12 protein-coding genes are annotated in these 15468 nt (G+C 39.4%); 2 read left to right on the top strand and 10 right to left on the bottom strand.

All coding sequences use genetic code 11. The features are described 5' to 3' along the window. Positions 1 to 92: 92 nt before the first annotated feature. Positions 93 to 1331, bottom strand: coding sequence for an HDOD domain-containing protein (locus MKY07_RS16485; protein ID WP_339263191.1), 1239 nt, complete (start codon positions 1329 to 1331; stop codon positions 93 to 95). Between the two features lie 119 nt (positions 1332 to 1450). On the opposite strand from MKY07_RS16485, the gene MKY07_RS16490 reads away from it, so the two are divergent. Continuing rightward, on the top strand, positions 1451 to 2227 hold the full coding sequence (locus tag MKY07_RS16490; RefSeq protein WP_339263192.1) for an enoyl-CoA hydratase-related protein: 777 nt from the start codon (positions 1451 to 1453) through the stop codon (positions 2225 to 2227). 50 nt (positions 2228 to 2277) lie between these two features. Here MKY07_RS16490 and MKY07_RS16495 read toward each other — a convergent pair whose 3' ends face one another. The 7 genes from MKY07_RS16495 to MKY07_RS16525 form a co-directional block, all read right to left on the bottom strand. Next, positions 2278 to 4251: a S9 family peptidase gene (locus MKY07_RS16495; protein ID WP_339263193.1), complete on the bottom strand. Its 1974-nt coding sequence runs from the start codon at positions 4249 to 4251 to the stop codon at positions 2278 to 2280. Between the two features lie 491 nt (positions 4252 to 4742). Continuing rightward, positions 4743 to 6293 carry a fatty acid--CoA ligase family protein gene (locus tag MKY07_RS16500; protein ID WP_339263194.1) on the bottom strand — a complete coding sequence of 517 codons (1551 nt, stop codon included), beginning with the start codon at positions 6291 to 6293 and terminating at the stop codon, positions 4743 to 4745. 138 nt (positions 6294 to 6431) lie between these two features. Further along, positions 6432 to 8366, bottom strand: a complete 1935-nt coding sequence (locus MKY07_RS16505; RefSeq protein ID WP_014822756.1) for an ABC transporter permease — start codon at positions 8364 to 8366, stop codon at positions 6432 to 6434. Further along, entirely contained in the window at positions 8338 to 9111 is a 774-nt protein-coding gene (locus tag MKY07_RS16510) for an ABC transporter ATP-binding protein (RefSeq protein ID WP_014822755.1), read from the bottom strand. Before MKY07_RS16510 ends, MKY07_RS16505 begins: the two co-directional genes overlap by 29 nt. 48 nt (positions 9112 to 9159) lie before the next feature. Next, on the bottom strand, positions 9160 to 10143 hold the full coding sequence (locus MKY07_RS16515) for a sensor histidine kinase (RefSeq protein WP_008406437.1): 984 nt from the start codon (positions 10141 to 10143) through the stop codon (positions 9160 to 9162). Beyond that, complete coding sequence (locus tag MKY07_RS16520) at positions 10143 to 10847, bottom strand: response regulator transcription factor (protein ID WP_008406439.1); 705 nt, start codon at positions 10845 to 10847, stop codon at positions 10143 to 10145. The genes MKY07_RS16515 and MKY07_RS16520 overlap by 1 nt, the downstream gene beginning before the upstream one ends. 157 nt (positions 10848 to 11004) lie before the next feature. Further along, positions 11005 to 11997 carry a lipoate--protein ligase gene (locus MKY07_RS16525; protein WP_339263195.1) on the bottom strand — a complete coding sequence of 331 codons (993 nt, stop codon included), beginning with the start codon at positions 11995 to 11997 and terminating at the stop codon, positions 11005 to 11007. 139 nt (positions 11998 to 12136) lie between these two features. Between MKY07_RS16525 and yhfH the strand changes: the two genes are divergently transcribed. Further along, on the top strand, positions 12137 to 12262 hold the full coding sequence (yhfH, locus tag MKY07_RS16530) for a protein YhfH (protein WP_008406441.1): 126 nt from the start codon (positions 12137 to 12139) through the stop codon (positions 12260 to 12262). Between the two features lie 303 nt (positions 12263 to 12565). Here yhfH and MKY07_RS16535 read toward each other — a convergent pair whose 3' ends face one another. Further along, a complete protein-coding gene (locus MKY07_RS16535; protein WP_339263196.1) occupies positions 12566 to 14752 on the bottom strand; it encodes a YhgE/Pip domain-containing protein in 2187 nt (728 codons plus the stop codon). 88 nt (positions 14753 to 14840) lie between these two features. Continuing rightward, complete coding sequence (locus tag MKY07_RS16540; RefSeq protein ID WP_339263197.1) at positions 14841 to 15416, bottom strand: TetR/AcrR family transcriptional regulator; 576 nt, start codon at positions 15414 to 15416, stop codon at positions 14841 to 14843. Positions 15417 to 15468: the final 52 nt, after the last annotated feature.

Consider the following 15468-nt stretch of genomic DNA (forward strand, 5'->3'; position numbering starts at 1 on the left):
CTCGCTTCTTTTGTAAATTCCATTGAATAAATGAGAACTTCATCAAACTAAAGGAAAAGCGCCCTACAAAAGGACGCCTTCTTTATTACTTTTTATTGGATTATTAGTGCCTCATCTACCCATGCTTTCACTTCTTCATACATCGGCAATAGCCCTTCGACCGGTATGTTTAATTTACGAGATAATGGAATAATACTTTCCCAGTCCAATTTGCTTAAAGCCGTCCCAAATTGTAAATACGGCGTCATTTCCGTATGTTCACCTGAGATTGTTTCCAAAATCGTTTCCGATAGCGGCAACTGCGAAACAATTGCATTCATAGGCCGTTTTAATAAAGAATCAATCAATGAAAACAGACCAACTAAAAAATATTCCGAGAAATTCTTTTTGTAGTTACGACGTGCAACTTTTTCACAGACTTTTGCTCTGAACAACGATGCATACATTAACTCCTGAAACACATCATTATTTCGATTCACGTCCGATTCCCGCATCGCCAGTAAATAAATCCATCTCCGCAACTCCGTTAAACCTAGTAATAATATAGCCTGTTTAATCGAGCGGACTTTCGTTTTCGAACGTCTTGATGAACCATTGATTAATTTGAGCAACCGGTACGATAATGAAATTTCCCGTTCAATATGATTCGCCAATACATCGATATTGGCCTCATCATCCCGCAACAACGAGATAATCTGAAAATATTGAAACAGATTTGCCGGTATGTCTGTCGCTGTCAGTATTTGCGGCTTTTCAAAAAAATAGCCTTGAAATAAAGAATAGCCCGATTGTTTAGCAATATTATACTGCTCACGCGTCTCTACTTTTTCTGCCAATAGCTTAATATGAGAAAATTTCGATTTAATTGTATTTTCAATTGCAGTTCTCTCATGTTCACCACTATGTAAAAAATCGATTTTTATATAATCGATTTGCGGAAAGAGTTCATCATAGATCAAAACTTCATCATTAATGACAAAATCATCAAGCGCAATTTTATTTCCCGCATTTTTTAATTGTTTGAGCCGTTCGATCAATTCCATTGTAATCGGAATATTTTCCAATATTTCAATGACAATTTGTTCGGGTTCAATAACGTCTATTGAATCCTGCATAATCAGGTTTTCCGTAAAGTTAATGAAAGATGGCTTTCCATTGGCCAGCTCCTTAATGCCAATCGAAAGAAATGAATTGATGATCAGCTCAACGGTTGCTTTATCTGCATCAATATTCGGAAACTGGTTGGTGTAATTATTTCGATACAACAACTCATATGCTACGATTTCTTCATGTTTGTTAAATATAGGTTGTCGCCCAACAAATACTTCCATTTTGTAATTTCCCCAATACTCGTTTATTTTCTCTCTATTTATTATGGAAATTGCTGTTATTTTACAATCTTCCAATGTACTATAAAACTAGATTAACAAAATTCAAGGAGGCAGTAAATGTGAACACTGTAAAATATGAGCAAAAAGACTTTATTGCATATGTAACACTTAATCGCCCCGATATGTTAAACGCCTTTAATTATGAAATGCTGGAACAATTACGCAATGTCATGGAATCCATACAAATTCATCCTGACATTCGTCTTGTCATCATTACAGGTTCCGGTGATAAAGCCTTTTCAGTTGGTGCGGATTTAAAAGAACGTAAAACATTGCCGGATACACTTGTAAAACGCAACTTAAATCGATTCGGGGAAGTATTTACGCTCATTGAGCAATTACCACAACCGACAATTTGTGTATTAAACGGCTATGCCTTTGGCGGCGGACTTGAGCTTGCGCTTGCCTGTGATTTTCGTATTGCTGCTGATACAGTTTCACTTGGCTTAACGGAAACAGGCTTAGGCATCATCCCGGGTGCAGGCGGAACACAGCGACTGCCGCGCTTAATCGGTGAAGCGAAAGCATTGGAGCTTATTTTGACAGCAAAACGAATGACTGCGCATGAAGCACTTGACTATGGTGTCGTTACGAAAGTGGCACCGGTCGAAAGTTTACATGAAGTGACGGCCGACTTTGCCGCACTTATTTTACGCAATGCGCCGATTGCGATCCAGCAGGCTAAATTTGCTGTAAAACAAGGGATGAAAACAGATATTCAAACAGGTCTTCAAATTGAACGAAAAGCCTATGAACTGACGATTCCAACCGAAGACCGCATTGAAGCTCTGAATGCCTTTGCTGAAAAAAGGCCACCTCAGTTTAAAGGTAGATAAACCCACTCATATAAATAGGGTGCCCGCCAATGGGACACCCTGTTTGTATTTTATAAATATTTCTCAAACCAGCCTGTAATTTGCTCAAGTCGTTCTAATCGTAAGTTCGGGATACCTGTACGTGATAAGTTGTGGTCACATTCAGGGAAACGGACGAAACCGACCTCTTTGCCCATGCTCTTAAGCGTAATATAAAGTTGCTCAGCCTGCTCAATCGGGCAGCGGAAATCACGTTCACTGTGTAAAATAAGCAGCGGTGTTTCCACATTAGCCGCATATTTTAATGGTGAATGGTGCCACAGTTTTTCCACATCATTCATATCTGCGAGCATTTGCCATTCCGAGAAATAATAACCGATATCCGATACGCCGTAGAAGCTGATCCAATTTGAGATTGAACGTTGGGTAACAGCTGCTTTAAAGCGGTTCGTATGACCAACAACCCAGTTCGTCATAAAGCCGCCATAGCTTCCGCCAGTAATCCCTAAACGCGACTCATCAATCCATGAATAATTTTCCAGTGCATAATCAACACCAGCCATTATATCTTCATAGTCTCCATCACCATAATTACCGCGCACACCATCAACAAATTCCTGGCTGTAGCCATGACTGCCTCGTGGGTTCACATAAAGCACACCATACCCTTTCGCCGCCAATAGCTGCATCTCATGGAAAAACGTATTCGCATATAAAGTATGCGGTCCGCCGTGTACTTCAACAATTAATGGATATTTTTCTCCTTCTGTATACTGTGCAGGCTTCATAATCCAGCCATGTACAGTCAAACCGTCTTTTGATGTATACAAAATCGCTTCCGGTTCTGACAGCGTAGTCTCATTTAAAAACTTTTCGTTAAATGTTGTTAACTGCTTGCGCTCACCTGTTGTAATATCAAAGTCAAACAGCTCCCCAGGGAATGTTCCATTGGATACCGTCAATAATGCACGGTTGCCGTTTTTAAAGATTGCATAGCCATATACATGCTCATTTTCAGGTGACGCAGGATAAAGTGCGCCCTCTAACGTTGCATAATATAAGCGAATATCCCCTTGTGTAGATACTTGGAAATACAAATCATTGTTTTCCGTCCACATTACAGATGGAGCCGATACACCTTGCTGAATGTCTGCAACACCATAATCACCAACCGGCAAGTCCAGCATCTCTGTCAGCTTTTGTGTTGTTTTAGTTTCTGTATCATAAATATAAACATGGCCATGTGTTGCATTTCTGAATGTATGATCCGAACCGCCAAATGCAATATAACGGTCATCAAATGAAAACTCAGCACCACCAAAGTAGCCATCTTCCTCAATTAGTACCGTTTCTTCTTTCGTATCTACATCTACTAGGTAAAGCGGTGTACGGAATACATTATCCGTATTTTCTTCACGATTCACACCGATCACCAATGTTTTCCCGTCATGTGAAATGCCTTGTAGACTATGTGAATAATTTCCTTCTGTAAAAGTATTCACTTCTTTTGATGCCAAGTCTACAGCAGCAATTTGTGAATAGCGGTCCTGCTTCAATAACCCGACACTATCTGCTTTGTATTTCATTTTGTCGACGACATAGGCTTTCGGGAATTTCGTATCTTCTTTTTCTTCCTCTTTCGTAATGTCCAACCCTTTTTTAACTGTGCTTGTGATCCAAACTTTCTCACCACAAGGACTCCATAAAAATGAATTGACGCCATTTGGAAGTGTCGTAATTTCCTGTGCTTCCCCGCCACGACGGTTTAATATGTATAGTTGCTGTTTTTCATTGCGTTTTACTAAAAATGCGACTTGTTTGCCGTCTGTTGACCACTGTGGGCTTGAGACACGTTCATTACCGTAAGTCCATTGCGTTATTTCCCCTGATTCCAGGTCGATATGGAACAGATGGGCATTGTAGTTATTCTCTTTTTCATTAATAAGTGTACGAATAAATACCGCCTCTTGCTCATTTGGCGCAAGTACCGGATTTGCAATGGATTGAATTTCGAATAAGCTTTCTTTTGTCATATACTTTGTCATTAAAACACCTCTTCATTTATTTCGATTTCCGTAATAACAATGTACCATCTTTTATTTGAAATTTCAAAATATAATTCAAAAAATGTATTAAGATATTGCTTTATCTATACAACGTTATAAGTCCAATAGTTTTTAATAGAAAAATTAACTTTGTGCGTAGAAACGGCGCCTACCATGTAAGCGCCGACTATAGAGCGTAACGGTTTAGAGATGGCACTTTTGATTTGGCGGGAGTCCCAAGCCGCAATAATAGCAGCAGTAAAGGTGCGACGTTTACGGCGTGCCTTTACTGCTACTATGCGGCCCCCGCCAAAAACAACCCAGAACATTATAAGAAGCTTTATGAGAACAATCACTAAACTAATAACTATCCCCCTTATAAGAAGACATATACCAATGAGTATGTAAGACCCATTGCAAAGGGACGGCGCCTTCTTTTATTTTCCTAATTTTAAAAACACCCGCCACAAAGCATGGCAGGTGTAGGAATGTTATGTTCTTGCTATTTCTTTTAAAGAACGGCGCAGTATCTTACCAGTAGTGTTTTTTGGCAGCTCGTCCAAAATTTCGATGACAGTCGGTACTTTGTATTTCACAATACGGTCTGCACAAAATTCGCGAATTGCTTCTACTGTTAATGAAGGATTCTTCAAAACAACATAGGCATGTACCGCTTCACCAAAGTCCAAATCCGGGAAGCCTACTACTGCCGCTTCCACAATCCCTTCATGTGAGAACAATACTTCTTCTACTTCACGTGGGTAAACATTGTAACCGCCTACAATTATCATATCCTTTTTGCGATCGACGATGTAGAAGTAACCTTCCTCGTCTTTTCTTGCCAAGTCACCTGTATATAACCAGCCGTCGCGAATCGCTACAGCAGTTTCTTCCGGCATGTTGTAATAGCCTTTCATGACATTCGGTCCGCGTACGATCAGCTCGCCTACTTCCCCAACGCCCACTTCATCCCCATTTTCATCGACCACTTTATTTTCAACATTGCTAATCGATTGTCCGATTGAGCCTGGTTTACGCTCACGGTCTGTAGGGTTGAAACAAGTAACAGGTGAAGCTTCAGATAATCCGTATCCTTCAGAAATTCGTACATTGAACTTTTGCTCAAAGTTATGTAGCAATGATACAGGTAATGAAGCGCCACCTGAAATCGCTAAACGAATTGTTGAGAATGCAGCAACATTCGCTTTGTCATATTGATAAAGGAAATTGTACATTGTCGGAACACCCGCAAATACTGTTGCTTTATACGTCGAAATTAACTCGAAAATTTCTCCCGGACTAAAGCGTGGCGCTAATAAGATCGTTGCACCTCTTGTTAACGGTGAATTGACAACGACCGTTAATGCAAAGACGTGGAAAACCGGCAATGTTGCCACTATACGATCTTCTGATGTCATTTTTAAGTAATCGCCAATATCTCTTGCATTGGAGAATAAATTATTATGTGTCAGCATGGCACCTTTCGGATGACCCGTCGTACCGGAAGTATATAAAATTATCGCCGTATCATCAGGCGCTACTTCTACTGGATCCGTTGTACGTGCTGTTGTTGCTAATACTTGTGAAAACAGCTTCGTTTTTTCTTTCGCCCCATCTGAAAGCGCGGCATACTTTTCACCGATGTCTTCAGACGTTTCGCAAATGATATATTGTTCTACTTGTGGGAATCTATGCACCCCTGCCTCCACAAGCGGTAATAGTAAATCAAGTGCGATAACAACTTTTACATCACCATTTTGTATGATGTATGAAATTTCATCTGCTGTATAGATTGGATTAATCGGAATTGCCACAGCACCAATACGCATTGACGCGTATAAACTGATGATGAAATGCGGTGTATTCCCTAATAGAAACGCGATATGATCGCCTTTTTTTACACCTAAATCTTCCAAAGCAGCTGCAAATCGTGCAACAGATTGCTCCAATTCACCGTAAGATGTGCCTTTACCTAAAAAGTAGTACGCTGTTTTTTCTGGTTGTTCGAAAGCTTGTTGTCTTACCTTTTCAACTAAATTCAATACACCCATCCCCCTATTGCGTAAAATGAAAAAATATTCACTCTATTAGCATTATAGAATAAGTATATTAATAAAACAATATGAAAATCTCGCTTATTCACAAATATTGTACTAAAATCATTTTTTCTCTATTTAAACTCATCCGCGCACATGTGAAATATAACGCCAGCGAATTAAGAAAAAGTAAACAATTTGAATAAGGGCAAACATTGTAAATGAAAATACGACCTCTTTTACAATCGATAAATTCATTACATCATTCAATACGGTTTGCACAACATAGAACGCAAATGCACTATGTACAAAGGCTAAACCCCACGGCAGGAAAAATTGAATCATTAAATTTCTCGTAATAAGGCGTTTCAGTTCTTTTCCGCTCAACCCTACTTTAACGAGCATATCAAACTGTTTTTTCTCACGGTCCAAGTTGGCATAGATTTTGAAATAAACGAAACTTCCGGACGCAAGTAGAAATACAGCTACTACTAATATACCGATGAGTGTTAATAAAGAATACGTAGCTAATATATAAGAATAATTTAATCCGGCATTTTCAAAATAAAACGGTAACGTATATTCTTTGTTGATCAGATAATCGCGGGCGACCATCTGCTGAATATCGATTCCGATATTTTCCGTTTCGGTCCAGTTAGGGATATCAAATGTAAATAAATGATAGCCAGGCTCAACATATGGCGACATTTCAAACTCATTTGTCAGTTTTTCAAAGTCTTCATCACTAATGATAATGGAGTTGCTGCTAATAATAGCCGTCGGGAAAAACATTTTCGGATATACACTGTTAATCGTCAGGTCCACATTATTTTCCTTTAGCACCGTCTTTACTTCCGTTTTCTCCAGCTTTTCAATCGAATCTTCCGAATAAGGGATGAACATTGCTTCCCCGCTTTTTAAATTCACAAGCGGGTATTTATACGAAAACAGCAGATGGTTAATATCTGTTTCCCGGAAAACTTCCACCGGATTCGATGTATACGATGATGTTTGGCGCATGACCGTAAAGCGTGTCATATGGTAACTGATTCCATTAAATTCAAGCTCATCAATGACGGATAAAATATGCTCAATTTCATAAGGATTATCCATTTCCCCTTTATAGAGGAGACCGATTGGATTGATCTTGTCATATTGTGAAGTATAGGAAGACATCGCCGATAAAACACCGACCGTTAAAAAGGCAAGTGTCGAGACGAGTGTCACAATGAAAAACATGCGTGAGTTGAAACGTAAAATCTGCACTTGTTCAGCAATCGCCAGCATGCGTGCCTTTTTCCAGTAAAACTGCTTTCGCCCCTTCAACCGGTCAATAATATAAAGCGTTGTATCCGTAAAGAAATAATAAGTTCCCAATGTCACGAAAACAGGGATCAATAATGTATACGAAAAAATAGATGACTTCGTTGTAATAAGTGCAAGACCGTATCCGCATAAAATAAGGATGATTCCTAAAATGGCATTACGTTTTGAATAGGTCACAGCAGCATCGACAAACTTCGGGCCTCTTATAAAGTTCCGTATTTTAATGTCCGGAGTAAACAGGGTACTCAACGTCGAGATGACAACAAATGCGCTTAAATAAACGAATAATGTCAGCACAAACGGCTCCCATGATAAATAGAGCGGCAATGCATTTAAGTTTAAAATTTCACGGACAATCATAAAGAAAAATTTCGAAAATGCAAATCCGAACACAATACCGGAAATACAGGAGAAAATGCCAATTGTCATTGTTTCGATGATGATCAGTTTTCCAAGCTGATTCCGGTCCATGCCAAGATGAAGCAATATCGCAAACTCTTTAGAGCGCGCTTCCAAAAAGGCACGCATCGAGTAAAAAATAAAAAACCATGAAAACAGCACAAGAACGATTTCAGCAAAAACCATTCCGGCTATCGATACTTCCCCTAAAAAACCGCGTTCGATTTCAGGATGGAACATGAGCATCGAATAAATAAAGAATACAAAAACACTAAAAAAGCTGGCCATAAAAAAGGCGGCATAGTTACGGAAATTCCGGAAAACGTTACGGTAAGCGAATTGAAGAAAAGTCACCTACATGTCCCCCTAATAAACTTAATACATTTAAAATGCGCTGGAAAAATGTTTGGCGACGATCGTCTGTATAAATTTCATTGAAAAACTCGCCGTCTTTAATAAATATAACTCGATCGCAATAACTCGCCGCAATCGGATCATGTGTCACCATCAAAATCGTCGTATCGTTTTCTTTATTCATTCTTGCCAGAAGCTCCAACACTTCACGTGATGCATTCGAATCCAGATTTCCTGTCGGCTCATCGGCTAAAACGAGCATCGGATGGTGGATTAGTGCACGTGCAATAGCTGTTCTTTGGGCTTGTCCCCCTGAAATTTCATACGGTCGTTTCATTAAAATTGACGTTAAATCGAGCAGCTCACTTAAAGATTGCAGACGTTCCTCCATGACAGATATCGGCTGTTCATCAATTGTCAGCGGCAAAATAACATTCTCCTCGACCGTCAATGTCGGCAGCAAATTAAAATCCTGAAAGACGAAACCGAGCTGACGGCGTCTGAAATAAGCAAGTTCCTCACTATTAAGCTTTTGCGGTTTCATCCCGTTAAAGATAATTTCGCCGGATGTCAGCGTATCAATCATGGATACCATATTCAACAACGTCGTTTTTCCGCTGCCGGATGGACCCATAATTGCGACAAACTCACCCTTTTCCACTTCAAAACTTAGCTGGTTGAGCGCTCGCTTCGTTACTTTTCCTTCATATACTTTCGTTGCATCTTGTATTTGTAAAATAGACATAGTAACTCCTTTTAACCAAGTCTGTTTCTTTCAGTCAATAGTAATACCTCATGACTGAAAAATCACTTCAATTTGTGTACCTTTCCCAACTTCCGATGTAATCAAAAGCTGGTGTCCGAGCTTATCACAAATCTCCTTTGCGATATAGAGTCCCATGCCGGTAGATTCTCCAGTTTTCCGGCCGTTTTCACCGGTAAAGAATGGCTTCATTACACGGGGTAAATCAGATTTAGGAATGCCGACTCCTTCATCACGAATGAATAAATGGACATGCTGTTCTTTTTGCACCGCCGTAATATACAATTTCTTATTCGGCTCAAATGTATATTTCACTGCATTTGTAATGAACTGTCCAATTAAGAAATTCAGCCATTTTATATCGCTCATTACGATTAAATCCTCATCAATCTTCACTTCCGGAAATACCCGGTTGGCGATAAACAGACGTTTATTGTCATTCACATTAGACATAATCGCCGATTTCAGCGGTACTTTTCCGATTTGCATATCATCCGAAAAGTTTTCCAAACGTGCATTCACTAAAACCATTTCAAGACCGCGCTTCAAACGTTCGACTTCTTCCTGCACACTTTTTTTATCAAGCTCTTCTTCCTGCTGCAGCAAAAGCTCCAAAACCGAGACCGGTGTTTTCATCTGATGTACCCACTGGTTCATAAACTTATATTGTCTGGACTGGGTCGCATAAAGCGCCTGTACTTCATGCTGATACAATTTGTACAGCTCATGCAAATAGCGCTCAGTCTCCATATATTCCATTGTTTTCGCATTCTTTTGAAGCGCATCTTCCATCGTTTGCGGCAACGTGGAAATCTTCGCCAAATAGCGGCGTCTCAACATATAGCGCAAGACTAAAAATGAAATAATTAACAGAAGGCTGATCGCTATCGCATAAATGGCGGTCGTGACACTGCGAAATCCATCTAGCCAAAACAAAGAAAGTAAAAATAATGTTAAGACGATTTGAAAAATCAGGTAGGAAAGATGCTCCTTCACAAATAATTTGACCGCCATTACATTTCCTCCGAGCTCAATAAAAAGCGATACCCTGCTCCGCGCACTGTTTCAATAACAGATGAAATGCCATAATCGGCCAGCTTCTTTCGAACACGCGTCATATTTACATTTAACGTGTTTTCATCAACAAATGCCTGATCATCCCACAATTCCTCCAACAGCTGTTCACGTGATACGACTTTTGGCGCTTGTCCCATTAATAATCCTAAAATGACACATTCCTTCTTCTGAAGCGGAACGACGAGCTCCTTCAATTGAAGTTCCATCCGTTCCAAATACAATGTTAGCTGTCCTTGTACAATTTTCCGCTCTTCCTGTCTTGCAGAATATTCTCCATATGTACGACGCAAATGGCTGCGAATTTTAGCAAGTACAATTTCATAGTTAAACGGCTTCGTAATAAAGTCATCTCCGCCGTTTTCCAATGCAAATATTTGATCCATCTCACCCGAGCGAGCCGAAATAAATAAAATCGGACATTTCGTAAATTGTCTCAACTCACGGCACCAATAGTACCCATCATAGGAAGGTAAATTAATATCCAGTAAAATTATATGAGGCGAAAACGCTAAGCATTGTTCCATTAATGAATCAAAGTCTTTAATCGTTTCGACTTCGTATTGGTATTTTCTCAATGTGTCTGCAAGTAGTGCAGCTATTTTAGGATCATCCTCAACGATGAAAATTCGATGTTTTTCCATCTGAATGACCTCCTTTTCAATAGGTTTTAAAACTAAATTATCCCTACATAAGTTATTTGTTCATATTGTTCCATTGTATCAAAAAAAGGGGGCTCCCGAAAACAGGAGCCTCCCTTTTCATACTCTCTATTACGTTCATGATGATTGACAGCAGCTGCTAGTAAATTAGATGAAGGAAATCCTCTTCCGTGATCCCGCCAAAGTATACCGGGATTTCAATATCTTTCAGCTTTTCTGTAATTGCGGCACGGTCATATTTCGTCCCGACCAATAATTGCGCGACCTCATCTACATCACCGACACCAAAGAAATCACCGAAAATTTTCGCCCCTTCAATAACACCTTTATTCACTTCTAAACGAATATCCAGGCTTCCTGAAGGGTAACGCTTCGTTTTTTGAATGTTAAAGCGCGGTGATTTTCCGTAATTCCACTCCCATAACTGGTAACGGTTTTTTGAAATTTCATGAATGTTTTCCCAATCTTCTTCGGTAAGCTCGTAGTATTGAATATTTTCCTCGCCACCGAAAATAGATTTTAAAATTTCCATACGGAACTCTTCTACTGTAATTTTTTCTGGAAGGAAATCAATGATGTTCGCAACACGCGAGCGAACTGATTTAATTCCTTTTGATTCGATCTTGTCCTGTTTTACTTTAAGTGAGTTCACGACAGCATCAATATCCAGATTGAACATTAGTGTCCCATGACTGAACATGCGGCCGCGCGTTGAATATTGGGCATTGCCCGAAACCTTTTTCCCTTCAGCCAAAATATCATTACGGCCTGAAAGCTCTGAATTAACCCCCAGTTTTGCAAGTGCATCTACAACAGGCTGGGTGAATTTTTTATAGTTGCTGAAGCTGTTGCCGTCATCTTTTGTCAGGAAGCTGAAATTCAAATTGTTCAAATCATGGTAAACTGCACCACCGCCGGAAAGGCGACGTACGACAAGGATTCCATTTTCTTCAACGTAATCTGTGTTGATTTCTTCAATCGTGTTTTGATTTTTTCCGATGATAATCGAAGGCTGATTAATATAAAACAGTAAAAAATCATCCTTTTCGATATCCATGTTTTTCAGTATATACTCTTCTATTGCCAGGTTAATACGCGGATCTGTAATTCCTTTATTATCGATAAAATACAAGAGGCTCACTCCTTCAAAAATCGTCCATTTATATTTTAACTTAAATTAGGCATTTTGTGTTGACGAATTAAATCTGTTATAATACAATACAATATATAAACAGAAGTAGTATAACAGAAACTTAAAGGAGGCATGCACAATGTTAGAAAACGTAGTGGAATTTTTCAAGAATTTACCTGATAAAATTTGCGTTCAATGCGGTGATAAAATCGAAGAACAAAGCGAGTGCTACAGCAACAATTGTGATAAATGTAACTCTCTTTAATTCTTTACACACTGTTTAATTCGTATTACTGACAACCTTCATCTTAGGACTAGGATGAACCTATAATAGCTTACATTTTTATTGTAAACCCCGCTCAATGTTTACAATAAAAAATACGATTCGCTAAATAGCGAATCGTTTTTTTATGGTTACAACTATAAAGATTTAGCTTCCTGTACTTTTGAATAACGGCATCTGTATAGAAGCGCACAGAACGCGAACGAGATTGCTCAATGGCCGTGGTTTTTTCTGTATAAAAAAGCATGGATTCAGGGGGAAAACCCGGATCCATGCTTTTTCATTTTATAGTTCTGTATGTTGTTTTGAATAACGTTTTTTATAAAGCAATGCAAAGTAACCGAACGTGATTGCTAAGCATGATATCATAAACGCACCTAAAATCGACCAGTTGAACATTAGGAATGATGTATCACCAGTTGAAATGGCTGCTTTGAAGCCTTGTACAGAGAATGTCATCGGTAAAATTTTATTGAAGAAATGCAATTGCTCTGGTACTAGCTCAATCGGGAATGTCCCTGCACTTGTTGTTAATTGAAGAATCAACACGACGATGGCAATAAATCGTCCTGGATCACCAAACACAGACACAAGCAATTGAACCATAGCTAAAAATGTAAAGCTAGTTATAATTGTTGTCAGAATGAACTGCGGCATATTATTTACCTCAAGTCCAAGCCCCCAAACGACAATTGCAATCGTTATAAATGATTGCACCAATCCAACACCGATTAATACAGTTACTTTACTTACAAACCAGCTTGCACTGTTTTTCGGGATAACGGCTGGTTCAACAAATGGGAATACAATCGAAATTAATAATGCCCCAACGAATAATCCTAAAGAAATAAAGTATGGTGCAAAACCTGTACCATAATTCGGTACATGGTTTACTGAATCTTTTTCGACTTCCACTGGAGAACCGACCATATTGTACGTATCTTCAGTCGGATTTACAGCGGCTTTTTCGCCAGCTTCCGTCAACTTTTCAGATAAAGTTGTCGTACCATCCTTCAACTCTTTCGTACCATCCGCCAAAGTAGTAGAACCTTGTGCTAACTCACCTGACTTTTCTGCCAACAAGCTCGTACCGTCATATAATTTATTCGAACCATCCACTAATGTGTTCAAACCTTGTGCTAATGTGTTGGCGCCAGTTGCCGCACTTGATGCACCTGCCGTTAGTTCATTTAGTTTTCCGGCGATTGTCGTATTGCCTTGTGCTAATGAATTGGCACCCTCTATTAGCTGTGCTGAATTTTGCTGCAATTGTGCAACACCTGAAGTTACTTGTTGTTGCCCTGCATTTAATTTACTTGCACCTTCACTGATTGCCGCGATTTTATCGTCCAATCCATTTGTTCCTGCATGCAGCTGACTTAAACCGCCACTTACTTGTTTACTGCCTTCTTGCAGCTGCCCTAGTGCGGCTTTTAAAGCTGTTTGATTTTCTTCAGGCAGCATAGGTAAAATCGCTTCCAGTTGGCTTGCCAACTGATCCATACCGCCCGCTACATTAGCTGAACCATCTGCCAGCGCTTTTACTTTGTCATCGATATTCGCTGTACCTTGTGTTAATAATTTCAGGTTTTCAGCTAAGCTCGCCTGACCGGATGTAAGGTCCTTTTGTCCGTTTGCTACTTGTGCAACACCATCAGTATAGCTTTCAATACCTTGCTGCAATTTATTGGCGCCATCTGCTGCAGATTTTGCTCCTGTTTCAAGTTGGCCGCTGCCATCCGCAATTTTTGCTACACCTGCCGCCAGATCACCAGCACCTTTTGCAGCATTTTTAGCACCGGCAACTAAAGTGTCAGTACCATCGGATAATTTAACAGAGCTTGATGCCAATTGTTCTAAATAGCCTTTCAACTCATCAGCGCCATCCGCCAACTTCGCGGCACCTTTATCTAGCTCCCCTGCTCCATCTGCCGCCTCGGCAAAACCGTCACCAAGTTGTGTAATGGAATCAAATAATTTTTCGGCATATGTTGCTGAAACCTGTGTATTTACTTCTGCTTTAATGCGATCCATTGCAGTTTCACCAATTTGTGCGCCTAAAAAGTTGAAGCCTTCATTTGGAATATAATCAATAACCAACTTTTGTGGTTCGTCATCTAATAATGTAGTTGCATGCTCAGAAAAGTTTTCCGGAATTTTAATTAAGATATAATACTTTTGATCCAATAATTTTTGGTCCGCTTCCTTTGCATCAACTTCCTCAAACTGGAATTGCTCGCTATCTATCAGCTTATCGACCAATGTCTGACCGAGCTCCATTGTTTCGTCATCCATCATAGCCCCTTTGTCTTCATTGACAACGGCAACCGGCAAGCTCTTTAAATTGGCATATGGATCCCAAAATGCCCATAAGAACATCCCGCTGTACATAACAGGAACAAAAAGAACGGCAATAACTGAAATAAGCATTTTTTTTGTTTTAAAAATCTTCAGCCATTCTGCTTTTATCACACTAATTTCCTCCTTTAAAACTATATGACCAATATCGTCAATTGGTCATTTCATGGTAAAAAGAAACCACTTCACCAGGAAGTGACTACTACTTTTTCTTTGCCAAACCACGGAAAATGGTTTCGCTGAATAATGTCAGAATTTCTTGTTCGTTGAGTGGTTCATTATGTGTCAACTGCCAGTCTACAATAAAAGCCAAATACGATTTAAACAATAAAAAGGCTACATGCTCAGGATTACATTCAATGACCTCACCCTTTGCAATGCCGTTACGAATGCGCATCGAGACGTATGAAATGATTTCCGACTCGATTTTCAACAGCATTTGCTGTACTTCAGGAGTGCCCAGTGCTCTTTCCTCATCTATTAGTTTGGCAAACAGTAAATGACGTTCACGGAACTGCAGCATTTTCATTAATGCTGTATGGGCATTTTGCATAAAGCTCGCATTTACATCGATTAGCTGATCTGTTTCGCGTTTCATTTCACCGATTAAATGGAATACAACTTCCTGAAACAGCTCTTCTTTATTTTTAAAAAAAGTATAAATAGTCCCTTTTCCTACATTTGCAATTTTTGCAACTTGTTCAATCGTTGTTGCTTTATAGCCAAATAATGTAAAGGATTTTGTTGCAGCTATTAAAATTTCATGTCGACGATCCATAAATCCACCTCCTCAAAAAAAGTGACCAAAAGACCACTTCGGTCATCCAGTC

Origin of the sequence: Solibacillus sp. FSL W7-1472 (assembly GCF_037969775.1) — a bacterium.
In the GTDB taxonomy this organism is placed as follows: Bacteria; Bacillota; Bacilli; order Bacillales_A; family Planococcaceae; genus Solibacillus; species Solibacillus silvestris.

Bases quoted from the DNA above. Each gene is read 5' to 3' on its own strand.
- MKY07_RS16485 (WP_339263191.1), bottom strand. From the start codon at position 1,331: ATGGAAGTATTTGTTGGGCGACAACCTATATTTAACAAACATGAAGAA.
- MKY07_RS16495 (WP_339263193.1), bottom strand. From the start codon at position 4,251: ATGACAAAGTATATGACAAAAGAAAGCTTATTCGAAATTCAATCCATT.
- MKY07_RS16510 (WP_014822755.1), bottom strand. From the start codon at position 9,111: ATGTCTATTTTACAAATACAAGATGCAACGAAAGTATATGAAGGAAAA.
- MKY07_RS16515 (WP_008406437.1), bottom strand. From the start codon at position 10,143: ATGGCGGTCAAATTATTTGTGAAGGAGCATCTTTCCTACCTGATTTTT.
- MKY07_RS16520 (WP_008406439.1), bottom strand. From the start codon at position 10,847: ATGGAAAAACATCGAATTTTCATCGTTGAGGATGATCCTAAAATAGCT.
- yhfH (WP_008406441.1), top strand. From the start codon at position 12,137: ATGTTAGAAAACGTAGTGGAATTTTTCAAGAATTTACCTGATAAAATT.
- MKY07_RS16540 (WP_339263197.1), bottom strand. From the start codon at position 15,416: ATGGATCGTCGACATGAAATTTTAATAGCTGCAACAAAATCCTTTACA.